Raw genomic sequence first — 23,438 nt, forward strand, 5'->3', positions numbered from 1 at the left:
GACATGCAGCTCGGTCTCATCGGTCTCGGCAAGATGGGCGGCAACATGCGCGAGCGGATCCGCCGCGCCGGCCACACCGTCATCGGCTACGACCGCAACCCCGACGTCTCCGACGTGAGCAGCCTGGCCGACCTGGTCGACCAGCTCGAAGCCCCGCGCGTGGTCTGGGTGATGGTCCCGGCAGGTCCGGCCACGCAGTCGATCGTCGACGAGCTCAAGGGCCTGCTCTCGCGCGGCGACACCGTCGTCGACGGCGGCAACTCCCGCTGGACGGACGACGAGAAGCACGCCGCGGAGCTCGGCACGAAGGGCATCGGCTTCGTCGACGCGGGCGTCTCCGGCGGCGTGTGGGGCCTGGAGAACGGCTACGCGCTGATGGTCGGCGGCGAGAAGGAACACGTCGACCGGCTCCAGCCGATCTTCGAAGCGCTCAAGCCGGAGGGCCCGTACGGCTACGTCCACGCCGGCATGGTCGGCGCGGGCCACTTCTCCAAGATGGTCCACAACGGCATCGAGTACGCGATGATGCAGGCCTACGCCGAGGGCTGGGAGCTGCTGGAGAAGGTCGACTCCGTGACGGACGTCCGCGAGGTCTTCCGCTCCTGGCAGCAGGGCACGGTCATCCGCTCCTGGCTGCTCGACCTCGCGGTCAACGCACTCGACGAGGACGAACACCTCGACAAGCTGCGGGGGTTCGCACAGGACTCCGGCGAGGGCCGCTGGACGGTGGAGGCCGCCATCGACAACGCGGTGCCGCTGCCCGCGATCACCGCGTCCCTCTTCGCCCGCTTCGCCTCCCGCCAGGAGGACTCGCCGCAGATGAAGATGATCGCCGCGCTGCGCAACCAGTTCGGCGGCCACGCGGTCGAGTCGACGAAGTAGCCCCGGCCGTGGCGCAGTGCCGCACCCGGCGCTAGCGGATGCCCGCGGGCCCCGGTCCGTTCGGTGAACGGACCGGGCCCGTACCGTAGTTGGTCGACACCCGGCGGTCGGCACGTCGGAGTCCCCGCTGATGGAGACCGGTCGACCTGACCCGGGCCGACCTGGCCACCACGGTGTTCGCCGGGGTGAGCCGGACCGTCAGCCGCCGGTGAGCCGTCGTGCCGCGTGCTGCGCGGCCAGGCGTACGGGGGCGTTCTGGGCGCCGTAGCCGCGGTAACCGCCGTCGCGCTGGACCAGTTCGAAGAAGACGCGCCCGACGGTGTGGGTGTAGCAGTGGCGGAACACGCCGTGCTCGTCGCGGTCGTAGAGGATACCCAGCTCGCGATAGGTGTCGAGGTCCTCGTCGGACAGGTCGTGCCGGGCGGCGAGGTCCTCGTGGTAGTTCGCGGGGACGGGCAGCAGGCGGCCGCCGGCCGCGCGGAAGCGGCGGGCGCTGGCGACCAGGTCGGGGGTGGCCAGCGCGATGTGCTGGGCGCGGACCTCGTCCTGTGCGGGGGCGGGGCCGACGGCGAGGGCGATACGGACGCTGCCGTCGGGGTTGGTGACGGCGCGGCTGCGGAAGAGGCCGTAGGGGTCGGCGACGTCCACGCTGTCCTGTGCCCGGAGGCCGAGGACGCTGCGGTGGAAGAGGGCCGCCTCGTCGAAGTGGTGCCAGGGCTGGGTGAGGGCGAGGTGATCGACGCGGGTGACGCCGATACTCGTCGCCCGCTCTCCGGTGTCCGCGAAGTCGGCCCGCCAGTCGGGGAGTTCGGGACGGCCGGCGGCGCAGAAGAACAGTTCCGTGCCGTCGGGGGCGGCGACCGCGTCGAGCGGGGCGTCGTGCGGGCCGCGGCGGCGGGGCAGCACGGGCGCGAGCAGGGCCTCGGCGCGCCGGGCGGCACCGGCCGGGTCGGGCGACTCCAGGCCGATCGCGGCGAGCACGGTGCCGTCGCGGCGGACGGCCGGCCCGGTGTTGACCAGGAGGCGGGCCTCGCCCTGCTGCCACAGGTCGACGGGTTTGCCGCGGTGCCGGGCGGTGCGGGCGAAGCCGAGGGCGCCGAGCAGCACCGCGACCGGTTCGGCGTCCGGGGTGAGCAGTTCGGCGAACGCGACCCCGGTGGGCACGACCGGTGCGGGCGGGGTGCTCAGCCCGACGGTCTCCTTCAGGACCCGCAGGGAGCGCTGGGCGTCCACCGCCGTGGGGCCCGCGTCGGCCTGCCGGAACACGTCGTTGAAGACCTCCAGCGAGAGCGGGCCGTCGTAGCCGGTGCGCAGTACGTGCCGGACGAGTCCGGCGACGTCGAAGCCGCCCTGGCCGGGGAAGCAGCGGTAGTGGCGGCTCCACTGGAGGACGTCCATGGCCAGGAGCGGGGCGTCGGCGAGCTGGAGGAAGAAGATCTTCTCGCCGGGGATGCTCTCGATGCCCTTCGGGTCGGAGCCCCGGGACAGGATGTGGAAGCTGTCCAGACAGGTCCCGAGGGCCGGATGCGCGGCCGCCTCGACGATCCGCCAGGCGTGGTCGTACGTACTGACGTGCCGACCCCAGGCGAGCGCCTCGTAGGCGACGCGGACGCCGAAGTCCTGGGCGAGGTCGGCGAGTCGGCCGAGCTGGGCGGCGGCGAGGTCGTCGTCGTCCGCGGCGCGGGGCGAGACGCTGGAGCAGACGAGGACCGTGTCGGTGCCGAGCCTGACCATCAGCTCGAACTTGTGCCGGGCGCGGCGCAGATTGCGGGCGAACTCGTCCTCCGGCACGCCCTCGATGTCGCGCATCGGCTGGTAGAGGTCGACGGTGAGGCCGAGGTCGGCGCAGCGGGTGCGGATCTCCTCGGGGGTGAGGGGGCTGGCGAGCAGGTCGTTCTCGAAGATCTCGACGCCGTCGAAGCCGGCGCGGGCGGCGGCCGTGAGCTTCTCGGTGAGGGATCCGCTGAGGGAGACGGTGGCTATGGACGTACGCACGGCGGTACCTCTCTCGGCTCTGTGCTGTCTACTTCGGGGTCCGCACGACGCCCGTGTCCGCTCGGGCTCCGGCCAGTTCCGCGATGTCCGCGAGCATCCGCGCGCTGTCGGGTTCCCGTCCGGTGAACAGCCGGAAGGCGTCCACGGCCTGGAAGGCCGCCATCCCGGCCCCGTCGAGGGTCTGGCAGCCGAGCGCGCGGGCGGTGCGCAGCAGCTCGGTGTCCACCGGGCGGTAGACCACCTCGGCCACCCAGAGGCCGGGGCGCAGGAGCGCGGCGGGGAAGGGCAGACCGGGGTGGGCTGCCATGCCGGTGGGGGTTGCGTGCACGACGCCGTCGGCCCGGGCGAGCAGGTCCGGCAGTCGGTCCGGGCCGGCGGAGTCGGCCCGGCCGGGGCCGAAGTGGCGTTCGAGGGAGTCGGCGAGCGCGGCCGACCGCTCGGGCAGGGCGTCGACGACCGTGACCCGTCCGGCGCCGAGGGTGAGGGCGGCGTGCGCGACGGCGGCGCCCGCGCCCCCGGCGCCCAGCTGTACGACCCGCTCCAGCGGGACGTCGGGCAGTCCGCGCGCGAAGGACGCGGCGAAGCCGGTGACGTCGGTGTTGTGGCCGACCGCGCGGCCGTCCTCGAAGACGACGGTGTTGACCGCGCCGAGCGCCTCGGCCTGCGGGGCGAGCACGTCGAGGTGGGGGATGACGAGCTGCTTGCAGGGGTGGGTGATGTTGAGCCCGTCGAAGCCCAGGTCGCGGGCCGCGCGCAGCAGCTCGCCCACCGCCTCGGGGGGCACGCCCAGGGTGTCGATGTCGATCAGCCGGTACAGGTAGCGCAGTCCCTGCCGGTCGGCCTCGCGCTCGTGCAGGGCGGGGCTGAGCGAGGGGCCGATGCCGGAACCGATCAGTCCGACGAGATACGAGTCCTTCGAGTCCTTGGAATCCTTGGTCACGGCGGACCTCCTGAACGGCTGCGGGTCACCAGAAGCTGACGCTAATGTACGAACTAGTACGTTACCTATATCAGTCGGGGGAGATCCCGGGAAGACCCCTGAGGCGGCCCCGGGGACTGCTTCTAGAATCACCGGCACTGGCCCTACGCCCGAAGGAACCCGATGACCAGCGTCGACGAACCGGCACGACCCAGCGGGCGCATCCGTGACGCCGCCCGCACCCAGGCCGAGATCCTCGACGTCGCCACCCAGGAGTTCGCGCGGGCCGGCTACGACGGAGCCCGTGTCGACGAGATCGCCGCCCGCACCCGTACCACCAAGCGGATGATCTACTACTACTTCGGCGGCAAGGACCAGCTGTTCACGGCCGTGCTGGAGCGTGCCTACGGGGTGATCCGGGAGGCCGAGCAGAAGCTGGACGTCGAGCACCTGGACCCGGTGGCGGCCATCCGGCGGCTGGCCGAGCTCACCCTCGACCACCATGAGCAGCACCCGGACTTCATCCGCCTGGTCAGCATCGAGAACATCCACGGGGCCGAGCACATCGCGGCCTCGGAGCGGCTCGCGAAGATCGGCTCACCGGCCCTGGACGTGATCCGCCGCATCCTGACCTCGGGGCAGGAGTCCGGCCTGTTCACGGCCGACGTGGACGCCGTCGACCTGCACGCCGTGATCAGCTCCTTCTGCTTCTTCCGGGTCGCCAACCGGCACACCTTCGGCGCCCTGTTCGGCCGCGACCTGGTCGACCCGGCCCGGCGCGAGCACTACCGGGCGATGCTCGGCGACATGGTGATCGCCTACCTGACGGCGGACCGCACGACGGACTGAGCGCCGGGCGACCGGCCGAGTCGGCCGACCGAGTTCCTTCGACACGACCCCTTGACACCCGGGAAACGCGGGCGCAGCATCCGTAGCCAACCGCTACTAACTATCCAGTGGGTTAATTAACCGGGTAGCGCCCGGTGCAGCCGACCCGTCACCCCAGGGAACCGGCACTTCTCCCCCGTCGCCCACTCCACCCACGGTGGAGCCCCCCCCGAAGGAGCAAGCCGTGTCCGTCCCCGTCGCGCCCAGCGACCCCACCGCGCCCGCCGGCCAGCCGACGAAGGCGGCGGCAGCCGCCTGGATCGGCAGCGCCCTGGAGTACTACGACTTCTTCATCTACGGCAGCGCGGCAGCGCTGATCTTCCCGAAGGTCTTCTTCGACGAGTCCGACCCGGCGACCGCGACCCTCCTGTCCCTGGCCACCTTCGGCGTCGCCTACGCCGCCCGGCCGGTCGGCGCGCTCTTCCTCGGCCACTTCGGCGACCGGCTCGGCCGCAAGAAGATCATGGTCTTCACCCTGCTGCTGATGGGCCTGTCGACCTTCCTCATCGGCTGTCTGCCCACCCGCGCCCAGGTCGGCACCCTCGCCCCCGTCCTGCTGGTGCTGTGCCGGGTGCTCCAGGGGATCTCGGCGGCGGGCGAGCAGGCCAGCGCCAGTTCGATGACACTGGAACACGCGCCGCCGGGGCGGCGGGGCTTCTTCACCAGTTTCACCCTCGGCGGCACCCAGGGCGGACAGCTGATCGCCACCCTCGTCTTCATCGCGGTCGCCACGCTGCCCGAGGACCAACTGCTGTCCTGGGGCTGGCGGCTGCCGTTCTGGCTGAGCGTCGCGGTCGCCGTCGTCGGCTTCGTCATCCGGCGCCGGCTCGAGGAGACACCGGCCTTCACCCGGCAGGCGGCCGAGGAGGGCGTCGCGAAGCTGCCGCTGGCGGTGCTGATGCGCGAGCACCGGGCGGACGTGCTGCGGGTGATCGCGGGCGCGCTGATCGCCTCGGTCAGCACGATCTTCACGGTGTGGGCACTGGCGTACGCGACCAGCGACGCGGTCGGGATCAGCCGCTCCGCCATGCTGTGGGTGGGCGCGCTCGCCAACCTCGTCGCGCTGGCCGCGATCCCGCTGTGGGCCACGCTCTCGGACCGGATCGGCCGCCGCCCGGTGTACCTCTTCGGCGCCGTCGGCAGCGCGGTGACGATGTTCCTCTACCTGTGGGCGATCTCCACGGGCTCCTACCCGCTGATCATGCTGCTGGGCGTCCTCGCCTTCGGAGTCGTCTACAGCGCCGCGAACGGCGTGTGGCCCTCCTTCTACGGCGAGATGTTCTCCACCCGGGTCCGCCTGTCCGGCATGGCGATCGGCACCCAGATCGGCTTCGCCGTGGCCGGGTTCGCGGTCACCTTCGCCGCGCAGATCGCCGGACCGGACGGTGACGACTGGTCCTCGGTGGGCCTGTTCACCGCCGCCCTCTGCGTCCCGCCGGTGATCGCCGCCCTGACGGCCCGCGAGACCCACCGGGTACCGGCGGAACTCCTCGGCACACGCGCGACGGCACGGACGCCGCAGCCGGAGACGGACGCCCATCCGGAGTCGATGACGGCCTGACGGCCGCGGGCGGGGTGGGACCACGACCTCCGTGGCCCCACCCCTTCCGCATGCCGAAGCTCGGGTACGCCGCGATTCGTGCGGGCCTACGCCCGGGGAATCCCGTAGGCCCGCTCGACCCGCAGCCGCAGCACGAGCCGGCCGTCGCGGACCATGGCGGCCCGGTAGTCGTCCCAGTCGGGGTGCTCGCCCTGGACGTCACGATAGAGACGGACGAGCTCCTCCACCGTGTCGTCGTGGGGGTCCTTCGCCACGGGCGACAGCTCGGCCGCGCCCTCGGCGACCGTGTACGCCCACCGGTCGGCGCTGGTCACGTGGTACGAGGCGCGCGGGTCCCGGCGCAGATTACGGGTCTTGGCCCGGTCGTCGGTGAGGGAGACCCGAACGATCCGCTCGTCGGGGTAGTAGGCGTGGCTGACGTTCGACAGCTGGGGGCGGCCGTCGCGCTTGAGGGTGACCAGCACCCCGCCGTGGCCCTCGGAGAGCAGCTTCAGAAGTGCGTCCTGCGTCGCGTCCTGAGTCATGACATGAACAACGGAACTCTCCGGTGCAGGAATTCCCGGACCCGGCGAGCCCGCCGCCCTCGACGGAAACAGCAAGCGGCAGCCGCTGCGCAGGGCGGCGCTCCGCAGAATCCGGGACGATGCGCCGACGCCGCCCTGCAGGCAGCCGAGGCCGACAGCCATCCGCACAGCTCCGACGACGGCAGTCTCACAGCAAGCGCTGCTGCACCCAGAGGAAGACGAGGCCGATGAGACCGGTACCGAGGCCGTAACACGCACCGCGCAGGATGTGCGTGAGCGCGGTGCGCCGACGGCGCGCGAGCCAGGCCAGGGCAGCAGCCGGTCGTTTCCTGCCTGCCGGGCGCGAGTGAGGGCTGGGGTTCACGGGAGACGTCCCTTTCCGTTGGCGTCGTGGCGGGGAGTCCGCCTGGCCGGTGGCCTCGGAACCGGTGGCCGGGAACGGGCTCCCCGCTTGCTTGTGCCGGGTCCGGTTCAGCGGCCCGCAGTGAACTCCTCCAGGCTGTCGACCAGTTGCCGGTCGGGCCGGGCAACGATGACGGAGGCGCCGGGCATACGCGCGGCAAGGCGGCCGACCTCGTCTTCCAGGCGACCCGTGGGCGCGAGGGCGCGGGATCCGTTGGTGCGGACGTAGCGGGCGAAGATCTCCAGACCTTCGAGGAAGGCGGCATCGGGCGGCGCGGTATCAGCCATGGAGTGGGTGAGCTGGTGGAACCAGTGCCAGGAGCGTTTGGACTCACCGACGGCCAGGTGGTGAAGATGAAGGCAGTAGGCAGCGGCACGGCTGCCGGCACCGGCGGCGAGCTGCCACCAGAACTGGGCGGACTCCGGGTGCCCGGTCAGGTAGAGGAGACAGGCGAAGACAAGGGCGCCGTCGACGTCCATGTGGTCCTCGGTCAGCGGACCGTGGTCGGGGTCTTCGGCGATCTTGGCAACATGGCCGGCGGCAGCCGGCTCGTTGAGGACCCACCGGCACACCACGCCCAACCGCTGGCCGGCCTGCGCGGCGCGGGCTATTTCCGCGGTGGGTGTGCGCCGGGACGCGTCGGCCGAGAGACGGCGTAAGCCCGCGGCGACATCGAAGCGGCGCGCGTCGGCGACCGGCAGCCGGGCCTCGGCGAGCAGGGTGTCGAGGATGGTGGTCACGGTCCTTCTCCCTTCTGCTTGGGCTTCCTGCGCTCGTCGGGCAGCCCGAGTTTGATGCGCAGACGCTCCTTGCCGCGGCGCAGGTGGTGGCCGACGGTGCGCTCGTCGATCCCGACGTACCAGGCGACCTTCGCGGTGGGGTAGCCGAGGATGTAGCGCAGCACGATGACCTCGAACTGGCGGTTGGGCAGTTCGGCGATCGCCTCGTAGAGGCCGCTGCTGGACTCCATCTTCTGAAGCTTGTCGCGCGCGGTGGTCAGGGCCTTGCTCATCGCCTGGGCGATGGGCCCGTTGATGACGAAGGCCGGCGCGCGGCCTTCCCGCTCGAGGCGGTCGTGCACGGCCCGTCGCACGATGGCCCAGGCGCCCTGCTCGAGGTTGCCCGCGCCCAGCAGCTCCGTCCAGCCGGCGTGGATCTGCAGGAACACCTCGTGTATGACCTCTTCGGCCGCCTCGCGGGTGCCGAAGTGGACTTCCGCGTAGGCGTGGAACACCTCCTGGTGACCGAGGTAGAACGCCTCGAAGTCCAGCGGCAGGTCCAGCGGCAGATACATGGACTGTGACAGTCCGGCCCCCTGTGCGGGATCCGGGACTCCGTCCACGGCGTCGTCACGACTCACGCGGGCCTCCCGGCGACAAGGCACATGAACAGGCTCTTCCTCTCCATCGAGGGTCGGCTGGGACCGGCGCCAACTCGTGTGCGCCGTAGGCCCGTTGGGCCTGAGATCTACCTAAGTGATTCCGGGGGCGAATCACTCACGGCCACCCCGGAAAATTGCCGAGGATCCCAGCCGGTCGGCACTGTGCAGTCTTCAACAAGCAGCGCTAGTTACGCTACGTAGCCTTCCGACCAGGCCTGACCCGAACGGGTGACGCCGCGAACAGGCATGCCCATCCTGGCCGTGTTCTGCGTCACACCAGGCCTTCCGTCGGCGCACACCCGTACGCAAGCTCTACATGACCCCCCTCGGAGGTAACCCCAAAACATCACCGAAAGTGATCACCGGCAGGGGGAGGCGCTGCCGTGAGGCGCTGCACAGGGCCGGGACGCCCGAAGGCCAGGTTCGAGGTGTCCATCACAGAGCCCTGTTCGTAGCACGACGCGATGAGCTGAAAGAAGGTTCGCTCTGGTAGACAGTGTCTATGCCTATGACGGAGCCTCCCACGGGACTGCGGGACCGCCTGGTCGACGTCGGTGTCGAGCTCGTCGCCGCCGAAGGCGCCCAGGCGCTCACCCTGCGCGAGATCGCCCGCCGGGCCGGTGTCTCGCACGGCGCCCCGCGCCGCCACTTCCTCACCCATCTGGAGCTGCTGTCGGCCATCGCGCGCCGCGGCTTCGCCGAGCTCGCGGACAGGGCGAGGACGGCCCTCGGGCAGGCCGACGGAACCGGGAAGGAGCCGGTCGCCGCCGCGCGGGCGCAGCTGACGGAGCTCGGCCGGGCCTACCTGGAGTTCGCCCTCGGCAACCCGGGGATGTACGAGCTGATGTTCCGTCACGATCTGCTGGAGAGCGGGCATCTGGGGTTGCGGGACACCAGCCTGCCGCTCTTCGGTGTGCTGGTGGATCTGGTCGGCCGGGTCCGGCCGGAGGCGCACGCACCGACGGTGGCGGGCGCCCTGTGGGCGAACCTGCACGGCGTCGCCCAGCTGTGGAGCTGGGGCAGCGTCCAACTCGCCGCCGGGTCACAGGACTTCACACCGGTGTTGCGGGCCGCGCTCGACGCGCACCTCGGACCGGAGGCTCCCGCGTGAAACCGTTCCGGCCCTCGGACTCGCGTCCCCCGAACTCCGCGCCCTCGGACTCGCCTCCCCCGAACTCCGCGCCCCCGAACTCCGCGCCCCCGAACTCCGCGCCCCCGGAAGCCGCTTCCCCGACCGCTCTTCCGCCGACCCCCGTCGGCGGCCGCCGTCTCGCCTTCGCCGGCAGTGTGGCGGGCGCCGCGATCGTCGCCCTGGACGGCACCGTCCTCACCGTCACGCAGCCCACGCTGCAACGGCAGTTGGGCGCCTCCTTCGCGCAGGTCCAGTGGACCGGCACCGGATATCTCATCGCCGTCGCCGGTCTGCTGGTGTTCGCCGGGCGGCTCGGCGACCGCTACGGGCACCGGCGTGCCTTCGGCCTCGGGATGCTCGGGTTCGGGGCCGTGTCGGCCGCCATCGGACTGGCGCCGGGCATCGGCTGGGTGATCGGACTGCGGGTCGCCCAGGGGGTGTTCGGCGCGCTGTTGCAGCCCGCCACCCTGGGGATGCTGCGGGCCGCGTTCCCGCCCGACCGGCTCCGGCTGCCCATCGCCGTACGCACGGCCGCGATCGCGCTGGCGGCCGCAGCGGGACCCGTCGCCGGCGGGGCGCTGGTGACCGCCCTGGGCTGGCGGGCGGTGTTCTTCGTGAACGTACCGCCCGCGCTGCTGTTCGGCATGCTCGCGCTCACCGGCCGCGACCGGACGCGACCGGCATCCGCACCTCCGCCCGCACCGAGCCCGTCGCCCGCTCCGGCCGCTCCGCGGCGACTCGACCTGTCCGGCGCCCTGTTGCTCGCGGTCTGTCTCGCCTGTCTGGTCCACTCCCTCGTCGCGCTGCCGGAGTCCGGCTGGACGACGGCCGCCGGTCTGGGCCTGGCCGCGTCCGCCGTCGCCGCGTTCGCCTTCGTCCGCCATGAGCGCAGGGTCCCGGACCCCCTGGTACCGCCGGCTGTCGTCGGCACGCCGGCCGTCGCGGCGGCCCTCGGCGTTCTGGTGACCGCCTCGGCCGCACTGCACGGCACGTTGTTCGCCTGCGTCTACCTCCTCCAGGACGAACTGGGTCTCGACCCGTTCCACAGCGCCCTGGTCGGCCTGCCGCTGGCCGCGCTCATGGTGGCCGCCGCGCCCGCCTGTGCCGTGCTGCTGCGCCGCCGCGGTGCCAGGGCCACGACCATGCCGGCGGCGGTCGTCCTCGCCTCGGGGATCCTGCTGCTGTGGCGGGCCACCGGCACGCCCGCACTGTGCACCGGGTTCGCGCTGCTGGGCGCCGGGTTCGGCACGGTGATGGTGGCGGGCACCCATGTCGTCGTACGGCAGGCGCCGGCCGAGTCGGCCGGGGTGGCGGGCGGGCTTCAGCAGACCGCGATGAACGTCGGCCCGGTGCTCGGCGCGGCTGTGGCGAGCACGTGCATGGCGCTCGGCGGGAACCGCGCGCCGCTGCCCGTCCTCGCGGTCGTGGCCGTGGCGGCGGCCGTGGTGGCCCGGGCCCTGCCCGTGTGTTCCGTCACGACACCGGCCGAACATCGCACCGACAGGCCCGGTTCAGGTATTCCTGCGCGACCATGATGAGCGAGGTGGTCGAGGCCGGGTATGCCCGACGGCACCTCGTACGCGCGCGACCGGAGGAGAACGATGGCACAGCTGCGACAAGAGGTCGACCCGGGTGAGGTCGGACTGGATCCCAAGGCACTGGACCGGCTCGACCGGCACTTCGCCCAGCAGGTCGAGGCGGGCCGACTGCCGGGCTATCTCGTGGCGGTCTCCCGCGGCGGCCGCGTCGCCCACCTCACCACGTACGGTCACCGCGACCTCGCCGCCGGTCTGCCGGTCGAGTCCGACACGCTGTACCGGATCTACTCGATGACCAAGCCGGTCACCACCGTTGCCGCGCTGCTGCTGATGGAGGAGGGCCGGCTCTCGCTCGACGACCCGGTCGCCCGTCATCTGCCCGCCTTCGCCGACCCGCAGGTGTACGTCGACGGTTCCGGCGACCAGATGCGCACCCGGCCCGCCGACGGACCGATCCTGATCCGCCATCTGCTCACCCACACGGCGGGTCTGACCTTCGCCTTCTACCACTCCCACCCGGTGGACGCCCTCTACCGGGCGGCCGGCCTGGAGTCGTCGGTGCCGTCGGGCGCGGACCTGGCGCAGACCATCGACGTCTACGCGAGCCTGCCGTTGCAGTTCGAACCGGGCACCGAGTGGAACTACTCGGTCGCCACCAACGTGCTGGGCCGGGTCATCGAGGTGGTGTCCGGGCAGCCGCTCGACGTCTTCCTCGCCGAGCGGGTCTTCGGCCCGCTCGGAATGACGGACGCCGGGTTCTGTGTCCCCGTGGACCAGGCGGGCCGGCTGGCGGAGCTGTACGGCGAGACCGGCGACGGCGGTATCGAGCCGATCGCCGGACTGCCGCTGCACGGACGGCCCCGGTTCCTGTCCGGCAGCGGGGGCATGGTGGCGAGTGCGTACGACGTGCACCGGTTCACCGAACTGCTGCGCCGCCGCGGGGAGGTCGACGGCACCCGGCTGCTCTCCGCCGACACCGTGGACTTCATGACGAGCAATCAGCTTCCCGGCGGTGTCGACATGCGGACCTTCGGCAGCCGTCCGGCCCACGACGAGCCCGGCAACGAGGGCGTCGGCTTCGGCCTGGGCGTCTCCGTGGTCATCGACCCGGCCCGGACCAAGGCCTCGACCGGTCTCGGCATGTACGGCTGGAGCGGGGTGGCCACGACGACGTTCTGGGTCGACCCCAGCCGCGATCTGAGCGTGCAGTTCCTGACCCAGGTGCGCCCGCGGTCCTCGCACGCGCTCTACCAGGACCTGAAGCGGCTGGTGCACGAGGCCGCCGCGCACTGACGACGCGGCTTCGCCCGGCGGGCGGCCCCGGCATGGGATGAGCCGGGGCCGTTGCCGACACCGTCGCCGGCGCTCGCCGCCGCTGTCGCGGCCGTCGGCGCCTCGGGACACCGCACGGAGCGGGTCAGGACCAGTGCGCCACCGCGTCGAGGTGCGGCAGCACGTGGTCGAGACGCTCCCGCTTGGTCCTGAGATAGGTGATGTTGTTCTCGCACGGCGGGATCAGCAGCGGCACCGTCTCGGCGACCTGGATGCCGTGCCGTACCAGGTCCTCGCGCTTGCGCGGGTTGTTCGACATCAGACGGACGGAACGCACGCCGAGGTCGTTCAGGATCCCGGCGGCCACTCCGTAGTCCCGGGCGTCCACCGGCAGGCCGAGCGCGAGGTTCGCCTCGACCGTGTCGAGCCCCTCCGCCTGGAGGGCCATCGCGCGCAGCTTGCCGAGCAGGCCGATGCCGCGGCCCTCGTGGCCCCTCAAGTAGACGACTATGCCGCTGCCTTCGGCGACCACGGCGCGCAGCGCGGCGGCGAGCTGGTCGCCGCACTCGCAGTGCTGGGAGCCGAACGCGTCGCCGGTCAGGCACTCCGAGTGCAGCCGGGTGAGCACGCCCTCGGCACCGATGTCGCCGTAGACCAGGGCCACTTGCTCGTCGCCGCGGTCGTGGTCCATGTAACCGATCGCCTGGAATTTCCCGTACACGGTGGGCAGTGGGGCATTCACAACGCGTTCCACGCCCGTGCGCTGTGGGGACTTCTTGCCGAGTACGCCGATGTTGTCTGTCATGATCTGATTCCTAAGCAGAGACGAAAGGCCGTGAAGAAATGAGTGGTTCGGGCGCGCGTACGGCGGCATACGGTCCGGTGCCGACGGACACTACGGAAGACGTACGGACGCGGGGGGCGGGCGGCTCAACACAGGTCGCCGTCCTTCCCGTCGGCAGCTTCGAGCAGCACGGTCCGTACCTGCCGCTGGCGACCGACACCCTGATCGCCTGTGCCGTGGCCCGGGACATCGCCGAGGCGTACCCGGTGCACCTCCTTCCGCCGGTGACGATCTCCTGTTCGCACGAGCACGCCGCCTGGCCGGGGACCGTCAGCATCTCCGCGGCCACCCTGCACGCGGTGGTGCGGGACATCGCCGAGTCGCTGCGCCGGTCGGGCGTCGAGGTCCTGGTGGTGGTCAACGGCCACGGCGGCAACTACGTGCTGGGCAACGTCGTCCAGGAAGCCTCCGCGCGCGGTGAGCGGATGGCGCTGTTCCCGGCCGCGGAGGACTGGGAGGCGGCCCGGGAGCGGGCCGGGGTGGAGACCTCGCTGCTGACCGACATGCACGCGGGAGAAATCGAGACCTCCGTCCTGCTGCACGCTCATCCCGAATTGATCCGTCCTGGTTACGAGTCCGCCGATTTCGTCGCGGACGACCGTCGTCATCTCCTCACCACGGGAATGTCCGCCTATACCGATTCCGGTGTGATCGGGCGTCCGTCCCTCGGTTCCGCGGAAAAGGGAAAGGCGCTGCTGGCCGCTCTCACCGATTCGTTCGGCGCGTATTTCTCGCTGCTCACCGGACGCGATGCCGACGGCTCGGGCGAGGACTCGGACGACGGCTCGGGCGCCGATTCGGGGGCGGCCGACGGGCGGTAGGGCCCGTCGGGTGCGCGGCCGGCGGCCGGGTCCGGTACGACGGGCCCGGCCGGCCCGTCCGGTACGACGGTGCCGGCGGTCGCGCCGACTGCGGCCGGGCCGCCCGCCCGCACCCCCTGGTACCAGCGCACGACCAGCACCAGCGCGCCGGGCAGGGCGGCGACGAAGCTGAGCACCCCGTACACGACGGCGACGGCCAGCCCGTTGCTCGCGCCGAGCCCGGCAGCGCCGAACGCCCAGACGGTGACGCCCTCGCGGGGACCGAAGCCGCCGACGTTCAGCGGCAGGCCCATGGCGACCAGGGCGAGCACGGCCAGCGGCAGCAGCACCAGGACGGAGGCGCCCGACCCGGTCACCCGGGCGGCCAGCACGAACATCGTCAGGTGGCCCGCCAGCACGACCGCCGAGGACAGCGCGACACCCGGCCCGTTGCGCCGGGACAGCAGTCCTTCCCGGGCCTCGGCGAGCGTCGCGCGCAGCGCCCGCCCGCGACGCGACTGCGCGGGAGCGCGGTTCATCCGCAGGGCGGCGAAGACGGCCAGCACACCCAGCAGGCCGAGGCCGACGAGGGGCGCGAGGTGGCGGGCATCGTCCCTGACCGGGGACGGCAGCGCCAGCAGGACCGTTACGCCTGCCACGGTGAGCGCGACCTGTCCCGCGACCCGCTCCAGCACCACCGCCCGCACCCCGCGCCCGATGTCACCGGCGCTCCGTCCGTGGTGGACGGCCCGGTGGACGTCGCCGAGGACGCCGCCGGGCAGGGCCGCGTTCAGGAACAGCGCGCGGTAGTAGTCGGCGATGGCCGGGCCGAGCGGCAGCTCGATGCGCAGGCCACGGGCGACCAGCGCCCAGCGCCAGGCGCTGAACACCGTGGTGACCGCGCCGATGCCGACCGACAGCAGCAGGGTGACCGCGTCGATCCGCCGCAGTCCGTCCAGGAAGACACCGGTGCCCAGCCGCCACAGCAGGACGGCCAGGATGGCGACTCCGACGGCGGTGCCCAGATGGGTGCGCAGCGCCCGGGAGTCGAACCGGGCGAGGACCGCCCGGGAACGCTTCGCGGAGACGGCGGGCGCGGAGACGGCGGACACGTCGGCGTCCGCCGCGGGGGCGGCGACGCGCTCGGCCCGTACGGGGTCGGCGGACCCGGGCTGCTCGCCGCCCACGGCCGCCCCGGCACGTACGGACTGCTCGCCGCGTACCGCCGAGTCGGTCCGGTCGGCCGCGTCACAGCCCTCGGACCCGATCGCCCCGTTGCGGGCCCGGGACCCGGCCACGGCGGCCCGGGCCGTCGCACGGCCCGCTCCGGTCCGCGGCACCGGCCGTGCCATCGCGGGCACGACCGCGCCCGCCGTCTCCGCGGTCATGACGCCGCTCCGCCCGTCGGCCTGGCCAGTGCCAGCAGGTCGCTGTGGTGGACGACGACGTTCAGCTCGCCGGCCGCGCAGGTGGCGAGCCGGTCCGCGAGGTAGGCCTCGGCGCGTTCGGCCAGTTCGGGGCACTCCTCGACGGCGGCGCCGACCCAGCCGCGCAGCCACTGGGCGGTCAGCGCGCGCTCGTCGGGGCCGAGCCGCCAGGCGCTCGGGTGCAGCTTCACCGTCGCGCCGTGCGCGGAGAAGGCCTCGCAGGCGGCCGTGACGGCGTCGGGACCCAGCAGCCCGTCGCGCCGCTGGTGGGCGTTGAAGGCCGCGGTGATCTCCGCGTCCAGCGGGTCGGCGGGGGTGAGTTCGACGCGTCCGGCGACGGAGAGCGTCAGCAGCGCCGGGCATCCGGCGCCCGCGCAGGCCGCGGCGAGGGTGTCGACCTCCTCGCGGGTGAGCACGTCCAGCAGGGCCGAGGCCGTCACCAGCGAGGCGCCGGCCAGGGCGTCCGGGGTCAGCCGGGCGACGTCGCCGCGCCGCGTCTCGACGGTGACCCGGCTGCCGTCGGCGGCCGACCGCGGGGAGGCCACGGCGGCGAAGTGCAGCAGGTAGGGGTCGCGGTCGTGCAGGACCCAGTGCTGGGCGCCGTCGAGGCGGGGGGCGAGCCAGCGGCCCATCGAGCCGGTGCCGCAGCCCAGGTCGTGGATGACGGACCCGGCCCGGCCGGGCAGGTTGGCGAGCCGCACGCGCAGCGGGTCCAGCAGGTCCAGCGACCGCGCCGCGGCGTCGGCGCCCTCGCGCAGCTCCAGCCACTCGGGGGCGTAGCGCGGCGGTTCGTCGGGGCCGCTCTCCCGCAGCCGTACGGTGGCCCGCTCCTCGGACCGGCCGACCGGCCCGGCGCCCGCGATCACGGCGTCCGTCTCGATCTCCGTGTTCGGCGCGATCACCATGTCCGTCGCGATCACCGTGTCCGTCGCGACCGTCACGTCCGTTGCGTCCACCACAGCTCCCGTACCGTTCGCTTCCACCGTGTCCGCGGCCTCCCGTGGTCCGGGCTGCGGCGGGATGACCTGCACGCGCCGCGCCAGGTCCGCCGGTGTGGCCGTCGTCTTCCTCATGCCGCCCTCCGGGGTTCGCTCGGGAGCCGGCCCAGTACACCGGCGAGGGTCTTGGCGGTCGCCGCCCAGCCGCCGAGGGAGGCCCGGCGGCCGCGGGCCGCGGCCTTGAGACGGCGCCGTACGTCCGCCTCGCCGAACCAGCCGCGCAGTTCGGCGGCGAGCGCGGCGGGATCCTCCGGCGGGACGAGGATGCCGGGGACACCGCCGTCGGGGGCGCGGCCCACGGCCTCCGGGAGGCCGCCGACGTCGGTCGCCAGCACCGGGATGCCACGGGCGAGAGCCTCGGTGACCGCCATGCCGTACGTCTCGGCGTAGGAGGTGAGGACCATCAGGTCGGCGGCCGCGTAGCTGGCGTCGAGTTCGGCACCGGCCTGCGGTCCGGCGAGGTGGAGCCGGTCCTCCAGGCCGTGCTCGCGGATCAGGTTCCGCAGATGGGCGACATACTCGGGGTCCTGGCCGAGCCCGCCGACGCACACGCAGCTCCACGGCAGGTCGGCCGCCGCGGCGAGCGCCTCGACCAGCCGGTGCTGCCCCTTGCGCGGGGTGACCGCGGCGACGCACAGCAGCCGGGAGACGCCGTCGGTGCCGGAGGCGAGGGGGGCGATGTCGGCGCCGGGGGCGGCGACATGGACCCGGTCGGGGGCGAGGCCGTGGTGCGAGACCAGACGGCGGACCGCCCAGTCGCTGGTGGCGACGACCGCGGACACCGCCCGCAGGACCGTGCGCTCGCGGGCGTCCAGATCGGCGGCCACCTCGGCGGCCAGACCGGTCTCGTCACCGAGCGGCAGGTGTACGAGGACGGCGAGCCGCAGCCGTTCGGCCTCCGGGACGATGATCTCGGGGACACCGCAGGCGACGATCCCGTCCAGCAGGACCACCGCTCCGTCGGGCAGCTGGCTGAGCGTGCGGGCCAGTTCGGTACGGGCGGCGGCGCCGGGGCGGGGCCAGTTGCCGGGCACAGCGTGCTGGTGGACCTGCCAGCCGAAACCGGGCAGGTCCAGGCTGACCCGCCGGTCGTAGGCGTTGCCGCCGCTGGGCGCGGCGGGGTCGTCGACACCGCCCGGCAGCACGAAGTGCACGGAGCGCAGGGACATGGGGATGATCTCGCCGTTCTTCCCGGCCACGGTCTGTGCGGGCACGTAGGCGAGGGGCGTGTGCCCGACGGTCGTGTCGGTCACAGGGCACGCTCGTAACTCGCCCACGCGACGTGCGACTCGTGCAGGGTGACGGAGATGCCCGTCAGGCCCCGGGCGCCCTCGCCGAGCGCGCCCAGGTGGACCCGCTCGGCCAGCCGGTCGGCGACGACCTTGGCCAGGAACTCCGTCGAGGTGTTGATCCCCGCGAAGTCCGGCTCGTTGTCCAGGTTTCTGAAGTTCAGCTCGCTGGTGATGGCACCGAGTTCCTGGGTCGCCAGGCCGATGTCGACGACGATGTTGTCGTCGTCCAGCTCCTCGCGCCGGAAGGTGGCGTCCACCAGGAACGTAGCTCCGTGCAGGCGCTGCGCGGGTCCGAAGACCTCACCGCGGAAGCTGTGGGCGATCATGATGTGATCGCGGACGGTGACACTGAACAACGGACGACCCTCCAGGTGCGGCGCGTCTGGTCCCCGGCCGAAGCGCGCCGGGGATGCCGTGTAGTACGGCTCTTCGCTTCCCCGTGTTCAGCCGTCTCTCACTCTTTTCTCAGGTCAGGCGCTCTTGTCGTACCGGACGCGGTGGCAGAGCGCCGGAATCTCCCCCGAGGCGAGCCTCGGCATCACCTCCGGGAGGTCCTCGAAGGCGGACTCGCCGGTGACCAGCGCGTCCAGCGCCGGGTCGGCGAGGAGGTCCAGGGCGAGGGCGAGCCGGTCGGCGTAACTGCGGTTCGCGCGGGCCGGGGAGACGGTGCCGACCTGGCTGCCGCGGATGGCGAGCCGGCGGGAGTGGAACGCCTCGCCGAGCGGCAGGGCGACCCTGCGGTCCCCGTACCAGCTCAGCTCGATGACCGTGCCCTCGGCGCGCAGCAGCTCCAGGGACCGGGCGAGGCCCTGTTCGGTGGCGCTGGCGTGCACGACGAGGTCGCACTCGCCGAGGGCGCGTTCGGGGGTGGCGAAGCCGACGCCGAGCGCCTCGGCCACCGAGGCGCGCGCCGGGTCGGCGTCGACGAGTTGCACGCGCACGCCCGGGAAGCGGGCGAGCAGGGCGGCCACCGAGCAGCCGACCATGCCGCCGCCGACCACGGCGATCCGGTCGCCGACCAGGGGGGCCGCGTCCCAGAGCGCGTTCACGGCCGTCTCCACCGTGCCGGCGAGCACCGCCCGCTCGGCGGGCACGTTGTCCGGCACCACGGTCACGGCGCTCACCGGAACGACGTAACGCGTCTGGTGCGGATAGAGGCAGAAGACCGTACGGCCGGTCAGCTCAGCCGGTCCCTCCTCCACCACGCCGACGTTGAGGTAGCCGTACTTGACCGGTCCGGGGAAGTCGCCCTCCTGGAACGGCGCCCTCATGACGGCGTGCTGACTGGCCGGGACACCGCCGCGGAAGACCAGCGTCTCCGTGCCGCGGCTGATCCCGGACCACAGCGACCGCACCACCACCTCGTCCACGGCGGGCTCCGCGAGGGTGAGTTCACGGACCTCGCCGTGACCCGGTGAGCGGAGCCAGAAGGCGCGGGCGGAACGGTTCATCGGCATCCTCCTGAACGATCGACACGTTGTTCACGTACCGAGATGTGCACAGGCCGCGCACAGTACGCGGCGTTGATCGACTCTGTCACTCGGCCGGAGGATGTGCGGTGGCCCTGAACAACACTTACGACGCAAGGCTGGTCCAGCAGGAGACCGCTGTGGGAGCGGGCGTACAGATCCTGTTGCTGGCCCTGCTCGGCACGGCGATCGGGATGGGGCCGGCGGGCTGGCTGACCGGCCTGACGTTCGCGATCGCGACCTGGGCGGTGCTCTCCCGCGCCCTGCACCGCTCCGGACTGCGTTCCTTCGGCCCCGCCAACCGGGTCACCCTCGGCCGCGCGACCCTGGTCGGCGGAGTGACCGCGCTGGTCGCCGACTCCTTCGAGAGCACGCCGCCGGTCACCCTCCTGGTCGGCCTGACCGCCGTGGCCCTGATCCTGGACGGCGTCGACGGCAAGGTGGCCCGGCGCACCGGCACGTCGACCGCGCTGGGCGCTCGCTTCGACATGGAGGTCGACGCGTTCCTGATCCTGGTGCTCAGCGTCTACGTCTCCATGGAGGTCGGCCCCTGGGTGCTGCTCATCGGCGGTATGCGCTACGCCTTCGTCGCCGCCGCCCGGGTGTGGCCGTGGCTGAACAACGCGCTGCCGCCGAGCACCGCCCGCAAGACGGTCGCCGCGCTCCAGGGCGTCCTGTTGCTACTGGCGGGCTCCGGACTCCTGCCGTACGCGGCCGACTTCGCGGTGGCGCTGCTGGCGCTGGCGCTGCTGGTGTGGTCGTTCGGCCGGGACGTGCTGTGGCTGTGGGCGACCTCGCGTCGGCCCGAGCAGACCGCCCACGCCGAGCAGAAGGTGCTGGAACTGGCCGCGCACTGACCGTACGACCCCCGTCCGCCCGTCCGCCCGTCCGTCGGCACATCCGGACGAACGGACGGCCGAAGGGCCCGGACCACCAGTGGTGGCCCGGGCCCTTCGGCGTTGGACGCCAGGTGTCGGACGCCAGGCGTCAGGCGTCAGGCGTGACCGGGCGTGCTACGAGCGGGCGGAGCGCGTCCGGACGAACGCGAAGGCCGCCGCGGCCAGCCCGAGCGCGCCGACGACCAGACCGGCGATGCCCAGACCGCGCGCGGTGGAGTCACTGCCGGAGGCGGCCTCGGAGGTGCTGTCGGGGGCCGTCGCCGCGGGGGTCTTCGCGGCCGGGGCCGCCCCGCTGTCGCCGCCCGCCGTGAGCTTGACCACCGGTGCCGGGTTCTCCGGCTCGTCCGCGCCCTCCTCGGCCTGCTCGATCCAGCGGACGACCTTGCCGTCGGAGTAGGTCTGGAGCGCCTTGAACGTCAGCGCGTCGGTGTCGTCGGGCAGCTGCCCGAAAGCGACGTCGAAGTCCTCGAACCCCCCGGCCCCGATCTTCCCGCCGGTCCAGGTGATCTCGGAGACGGCCTCGGTGATGGTGCCGTCGTCGGTCTTGACCGGCGTCTTGAGCTTGGTGGTGGTCACCTTCGGCGTCCAGCCGTCGTGCGGGCGGACCAGCACGCCGAGGACGGGGTGGTCGGTCGGCAGGTACACCTGCACCTTCGTGGTGCTGACGGAGTCGTCCTCGTTGGGGACACGGAAGGTCAGGAGGCCGTCGGTGGCGCCCTTGGCGTAGCTCTCGGGGTGGACGGTGACGTGCGCGGAGGCGGCACCGGCCGCGGCCAGGACTCCGGCGGCGGCGAGCACGGCGCCGAGACCGGCGCGGCGCAGGGTGGTGGTGCGGATCGTGGACATGGGTGAGTGGATCTCCGTACGGGAGTGAAGTGACGGGGTCAGACGGTGTACGGGATCCGGGTGGGCGGCCCCCGGCGGCTCACCGCGTGCCGGAGCAGCAGCGTCCGCGGTGGTACCGCGTCCGGCTGCGCACGGTGGGCGACGGGCAGAAGGAACGGCGCCGGGAGATTGCCCCACCAGGCCGCGAGTCCGGGCAGCAGGGCGACCGCCCGCCGCAGCAACGACCACAGGGCGGCCTCCCCGCGCCGCAGCCACCAGGAGGCGACGAGCGCGGCGAGCACATGCGCGAGGACCGCGTGCGGGGTCATGGCGTGCGGGTGGGTGGCTGTGGGGCCGGGCATCCGGCCGGCCATGTGCATATGGGCCATGTGCACATGGGTCGTCTGCGCACGGGTCATCCGCATGACCGGCTCGGCCGTGGTGGTGGTCCGGGAGAACGAGGCGTGCAGTCCGGCCTGGACGGCGAGCATGGCCGCGGTGATGCCCGACAGGGACCGTTCCCGGCCGCCGAGCAGCCATCCGGCCGCGAAGACGGCGAGGAACCCGGCACCGTCCGCCCACAGCGGCGGCATGTCCCCGGTGCCGAGCCCGTGCCCGGCCACGGCAAGCAGCACGCACACCGCGGCGAAAACCGCGGCACGCAGGCTCCGTACCGCCCGGGACGCACTCATGGTGAGGGATCCTCCCACGGACGGCGCCCGGTCACGGCTTGCGGGCCACCCCGCCGTAGCAGCCGGACTGGGCGTCGGTGAGGTCGGCCAGCGGCTGGCCCGGCTCCGGGTGCCAGCGGTGCGTCACCGCCAGCCCCGGCGGCAGCAGGTCCAGCCCGGCGAAGAAGCGGGCTGTCCGGGCCCTGGAGCGCAGTTGGATCGGGATGCCCGCACGGACGTACACGTCCTGCGTACGGGCCATGCCCTCCGGGTCGAAGTCGGTGGTGCCGTGGCTGAGGACGAGGAAGCTGCCGGACGGCAACGCGTCGACCAGTTCCTGCACCACCTCGTACGCGCCGTGCTCGTCCGGCACGAAGTGCATCAGAGCGCACAGGCTCAGCGCGATCGGCCGGTCGAAGTCGAGCGTGGCCCGGGCCTCGTAGGACTCCAGGATGGACTTCGGCTCCCGCACGTCCGCCTGCACATAGGCGATGCGGCCCTCGGGGGTACCGCGCAGCAGGGCCCGCGCGTGGGCCAGCACGATCGGATCGTTGTCGGCGTAGAACACCCGGCACTCCGCGGCCTCGGCCTGTGCGACCTGGTGCAGGTTCGGCTCGGTCGGCACACCGGTGCCTATGTCGAGGAACTGCCGCACCCCGTGATCACGCGCCAGCGTCCGCACGGCCCGGTGCATGAACAGCCGGTTGGCGAGGGCGGAGCTGCGGGCGTCCGGGGTGTGTTCGAGTACCTGCTCGGCCGCCTCGGCGTCCACCACGTAGTGGTCCTTGCCGCCCAGGTAGTAGTCGTACATACGGGCCGGGTGCGGCCTGCTGGAATCGATGGGTACCAACCCCGAGGCCGACTCGACCGACACCGTTTTCTCCTCGACTGTGTATGACGGGCCCTCGCCCCGTATCCGTGCCGGCCGCCGCACCGGAACGGCCGACCGACGGCATCACCGTAGGCGATTGAGTCCGGAGTGACCAGAAAACCCTTGGCGGGACGTCGAGTTGGGGCGATTCTGAGCCGAGTTCGATCGGCGCGGATCGGCTAGACGGCGCCCGCCGCGTCCAGGAGGCGTACCAGGTCCTTTCTGCCGTAGCCGAGGAGGGACGCGCGGTGGGCGGCCATCAGCATCAGATGGGCGACGATCTGGGCCCCGTAACCGTCCTTGTCGTCGCCCAGCCATTCGCCGGGGTCCTCGACGCCGAGGCTGTTCATCACCAGCCCGTGGGCGCGGCGGATCTCCGTCACGGTGTCGGACACGGCCTCCAGCAGGGTCCGCCCCGGCCGCTCGCACTTCAGGGCGAAGCCTCCCCAGTCAACCGGTTCGCAGCCGCTCGGCGGTCGCAGCCGCAGGCCCTCGTAGCGCTCGTGGCCGAAGGCGCCGTCGCCGAACTCGTCGTGCACCAGGGCGAAGCGGTGGAAGCCGGGGGCCACCGGCGACGGCGGTGGGGTGTACTCCCACCCGGCGTCCTCGTGCAGTGACCGTCGCACCTCCTCCTCGTCGGCCGAGGTGACGGTGAACCCCGTCTCGGTGTTGTGTCCGGTGAGTGTGCCGTCGTCGTTGCGCTGGAACTTCAGGCTCATGAGACCCCCCGTGGTCGTCGGTGGCGGGAAACGCCGAACGCTCCCCGTCACACGAACCAACGGACCGCGGCCGACCCGCGTGCCCGTCGCCACCATTGTCATCCGATCGTGTGAGCACGCCGCTCGTC

23 protein-coding genes and 1 pseudogene are annotated in these 23,438 nt (G+C 72.5%); 8 read left to right on the forward strand and 16 right to left on the reverse strand.

What is annotated here, in order from left to right; all coding sequences use genetic code 11:
• Positions 1-3: 3 nt before the first annotated feature.
• On the forward strand, positions 4-882 hold the full coding sequence (gene gnd, locus ACZ7OY_RS08110) for a phosphogluconate dehydrogenase (NAD(+)-dependent, decarboxylating) (RefSeq protein ID WP_471910617.1): 879 nt from the start codon (positions 4-6) through the stop codon (positions 880-882).
• A gap of 198 nt (positions 883-1,080) precedes the next feature.
• On the opposite strand, the gene ACZ7OY_RS08115 is transcribed toward gnd, so the two are convergent.
• Positions 1,081-2,877: a bifunctional sugar phosphate isomerase/epimerase/4-hydroxyphenylpyruvate dioxygenase family protein gene (locus tag ACZ7OY_RS08115; protein ID WP_471910618.1), complete on the reverse strand. Its 1,797-nt coding sequence runs from the start codon at positions 2,875-2,877 to the stop codon at positions 1,081-1,083.
• A gap of 28 nt (positions 2,878-2,905) precedes the next feature.
• On the reverse strand, positions 2,906-3,817 hold the full coding sequence (locus ACZ7OY_RS08120) for a shikimate dehydrogenase (RefSeq protein ID WP_471910619.1): 912 nt from the start codon (positions 3,815-3,817) through the stop codon (positions 2,906-2,908).
• A gap of 162 nt (positions 3,818-3,979) precedes the next feature.
• Here ACZ7OY_RS08120 and ACZ7OY_RS08125 point away from each other — a divergent pair, with 162 nt between their 5' ends.
• Both ACZ7OY_RS08125 and ACZ7OY_RS08130 read left to right on the forward strand, forming a co-directional pair.
• On the forward strand, positions 3,980-4,645 hold the full coding sequence (locus ACZ7OY_RS08125; protein WP_471910620.1) for a TetR/AcrR family transcriptional regulator: 666 nt from the start codon (positions 3,980-3,982) through the stop codon (positions 4,643-4,645).
• Positions 4,646-4,868: 223 nt separating this feature from the next.
• Positions 4,869-6,245 (forward strand): MFS transporter, encoded by a 1,377-nt coding sequence (locus ACZ7OY_RS08130; protein WP_471910621.1) that lies wholly within the window; start codon positions 4,869-4,871, stop codon positions 6,243-6,245.
• 86 nt (positions 6,246-6,331) lie between these two features.
• Here the strand turns inward: ACZ7OY_RS08130 and ACZ7OY_RS08135 are convergent, their stop codons facing one another.
• The 4 genes from ACZ7OY_RS08135 to ACZ7OY_RS08150 form a co-directional block, all read right to left on the reverse strand.
• Positions 6,332-6,769, reverse strand: a complete 438-nt coding sequence (locus ACZ7OY_RS08135) for a PPOX class F420-dependent oxidoreductase (protein WP_471910622.1) — start codon at positions 6,767-6,769, stop codon at positions 6,332-6,334.
• 187 nt (positions 6,770-6,956) lie between these two features.
• Positions 6,957-7,133: a hypothetical protein gene (locus ACZ7OY_RS08140; protein WP_471910623.1), complete on the reverse strand. Its 177-nt coding sequence runs from the start codon at positions 7,131-7,133 to the stop codon at positions 6,957-6,959.
• A 107-nt stretch (positions 7,134-7,240) separates the two neighbouring features.
• Positions 7,241-7,912, reverse strand: coding sequence for a hypothetical protein (locus ACZ7OY_RS08145; protein WP_471910624.1), 672 nt, complete (start codon positions 7,910-7,912; stop codon positions 7,241-7,243).
• On the reverse strand, positions 7,909-8,532 hold the full coding sequence (locus tag ACZ7OY_RS08150; protein WP_471910625.1) for an RNA polymerase sigma factor: 624 nt from the start codon (positions 8,530-8,532) through the stop codon (positions 7,909-7,911). The genes ACZ7OY_RS08145 and ACZ7OY_RS08150 overlap by 4 nt, the downstream gene beginning before the upstream one ends.
• A 529-nt stretch (positions 8,533-9,061) precedes the next feature.
• Here ACZ7OY_RS08150 and ACZ7OY_RS08155 point away from each other — a divergent pair.
• The 3 genes from ACZ7OY_RS08155 (at position 9,062) to ACZ7OY_RS08165 (ending at position 12,516) form a co-directional block, all read left to right on the forward strand.
• A complete protein-coding gene (locus ACZ7OY_RS08155; protein ID WP_471910626.1) occupies positions 9,062-9,664 on the forward strand; it encodes a TetR/AcrR family transcriptional regulator in 603 nt (200 codons plus the stop codon).
• 176 nt (positions 9,665-9,840) lie between these two features.
• The gene (locus tag ACZ7OY_RS08160) at positions 9,841-11,220 is read left to right on the forward strand and encodes an MFS transporter (RefSeq protein ID WP_471911189.1); all 1,380 of its coding nucleotides are present in this window, start codon (positions 9,841-9,843) and stop codon (positions 11,218-11,220) included.
• A gap of 66 nt (positions 11,221-11,286) precedes the next feature.
• Positions 11,287-12,516, forward strand: a complete 1,230-nt coding sequence (locus tag ACZ7OY_RS08165) for a serine hydrolase domain-containing protein (protein WP_471910627.1) — start codon at positions 11,287-11,289, stop codon at positions 12,514-12,516.
• A gap of 124 nt (positions 12,517-12,640) precedes the next feature.
• On the opposite strand, the gene ribA is transcribed toward ACZ7OY_RS08165, so the two are convergent.
• Positions 12,641-13,300, reverse strand: coding sequence for a GTP cyclohydrolase II (ribA, locus tag ACZ7OY_RS08170; RefSeq protein WP_152891040.1), 660 nt, complete (start codon positions 13,298-13,300; stop codon positions 12,641-12,643).
• Between the two features lie 38 nt (positions 13,301-13,338).
• Between ribA and ACZ7OY_RS08175 the strand changes: the two genes are divergently transcribed.
• Positions 13,339-14,160 (forward strand): creatininase family protein, encoded by an 822-nt coding sequence (locus ACZ7OY_RS08175; RefSeq protein WP_471910628.1) that lies wholly within the window; start codon positions 13,339-13,341, stop codon positions 14,158-14,160.
• Positions 14,161-14,369: 209 nt separating this feature from the next.
• Here ACZ7OY_RS08175 and ACZ7OY_RS08180 read toward each other — a convergent pair.
• The 5 genes and pseudogenes from ACZ7OY_RS08180 to ACZ7OY_RS08200 form a co-directional block, all read right to left on the reverse strand.
• Positions 14,370-15,527: pseudogene (locus tag ACZ7OY_RS08180) on the reverse strand (lysylphosphatidylglycerol synthase transmembrane domain-containing protein); the annotation flags it as partial.
• On the reverse strand, positions 15,524-16,471 hold the full coding sequence (locus ACZ7OY_RS08185; protein ID WP_471911190.1) for a methyltransferase domain-containing protein: 948 nt from the start codon (positions 16,469-16,471) through the stop codon (positions 15,524-15,526). The pseudogene ACZ7OY_RS08180 and the gene ACZ7OY_RS08185, both read right to left, overlap by 4 nt.
• Before the next feature lie 164 nt (positions 16,472-16,635).
• Entirely contained in the window at positions 16,636-17,817 is a 1,182-nt protein-coding gene (locus ACZ7OY_RS08190; RefSeq protein ID WP_471910629.1) for a glycosyltransferase family 4 protein, read from the reverse strand.
• Positions 17,814-18,212 (reverse strand): 6-pyruvoyl trahydropterin synthase family protein, encoded by a 399-nt coding sequence (locus ACZ7OY_RS08195; protein ID WP_152891032.1) that lies wholly within the window; start codon positions 18,210-18,212, stop codon positions 17,814-17,816. Before ACZ7OY_RS08195 ends, ACZ7OY_RS08190 begins: the two co-directional genes overlap by 4 nt.
• 114 nt (positions 18,213-18,326) lie before the next feature.
• On the reverse strand, positions 18,327-19,307 hold the full coding sequence (locus tag ACZ7OY_RS08200; RefSeq protein WP_471910630.1) for a zinc-dependent alcohol dehydrogenase: 981 nt from the start codon (positions 19,305-19,307) through the stop codon (positions 18,327-18,329).
• A 107-nt stretch (positions 19,308-19,414) separates the two neighbouring features.
• Here ACZ7OY_RS08200 and ACZ7OY_RS08205 point away from each other — a divergent pair, with 107 nt between their 5' ends.
• Positions 19,415-20,182 carry a CDP-alcohol phosphatidyltransferase family protein gene (locus ACZ7OY_RS08205; RefSeq protein WP_471910631.1) on the forward strand — a complete coding sequence of 256 codons (768 nt, stop codon included), beginning with the start codon at positions 19,415-19,417 and terminating at the stop codon, positions 20,180-20,182.
• 156 nt (positions 20,183-20,338) lie between these two features.
• Here the strand turns inward: ACZ7OY_RS08205 and ACZ7OY_RS08210 are convergent, their stop codons facing one another.
• From ACZ7OY_RS08210 to ACZ7OY_RS08225, 4 genes are all read right to left on the reverse strand, one after another.
• Positions 20,339-21,070, reverse strand: coding sequence for a YcnI family copper-binding membrane protein (locus ACZ7OY_RS08210; protein ID WP_471910632.1), 732 nt, complete (start codon positions 21,068-21,070; stop codon positions 20,339-20,341).
• Positions 21,071-21,108: 38 nt separating this feature from the next.
• Complete coding sequence (locus tag ACZ7OY_RS08215) at positions 21,109-21,741, reverse strand: hypothetical protein (protein ID WP_471910633.1); 633 nt, start codon at positions 21,739-21,741, stop codon at positions 21,109-21,111.
• 31 nt (positions 21,742-21,772) lie between these two features.
• Complete coding sequence (locus ACZ7OY_RS08220; protein ID WP_471910634.1) at positions 21,773-22,594, reverse strand: SAM-dependent methyltransferase; 822 nt, start codon at positions 22,592-22,594, stop codon at positions 21,773-21,775.
• Between the two features lie 176 nt (positions 22,595-22,770).
• Positions 22,771-23,310 carry a hypothetical protein gene (locus ACZ7OY_RS08225; RefSeq protein ID WP_471910635.1) on the reverse strand — a complete coding sequence of 180 codons (540 nt, stop codon included), beginning with the start codon at positions 23,308-23,310 and terminating at the stop codon, positions 22,771-22,773.
• Positions 23,311-23,438 lie beyond the last annotated feature (128 nt).

This window comes from Streptomyces sp. NPDC107559, from assembly GCF_055657365.1.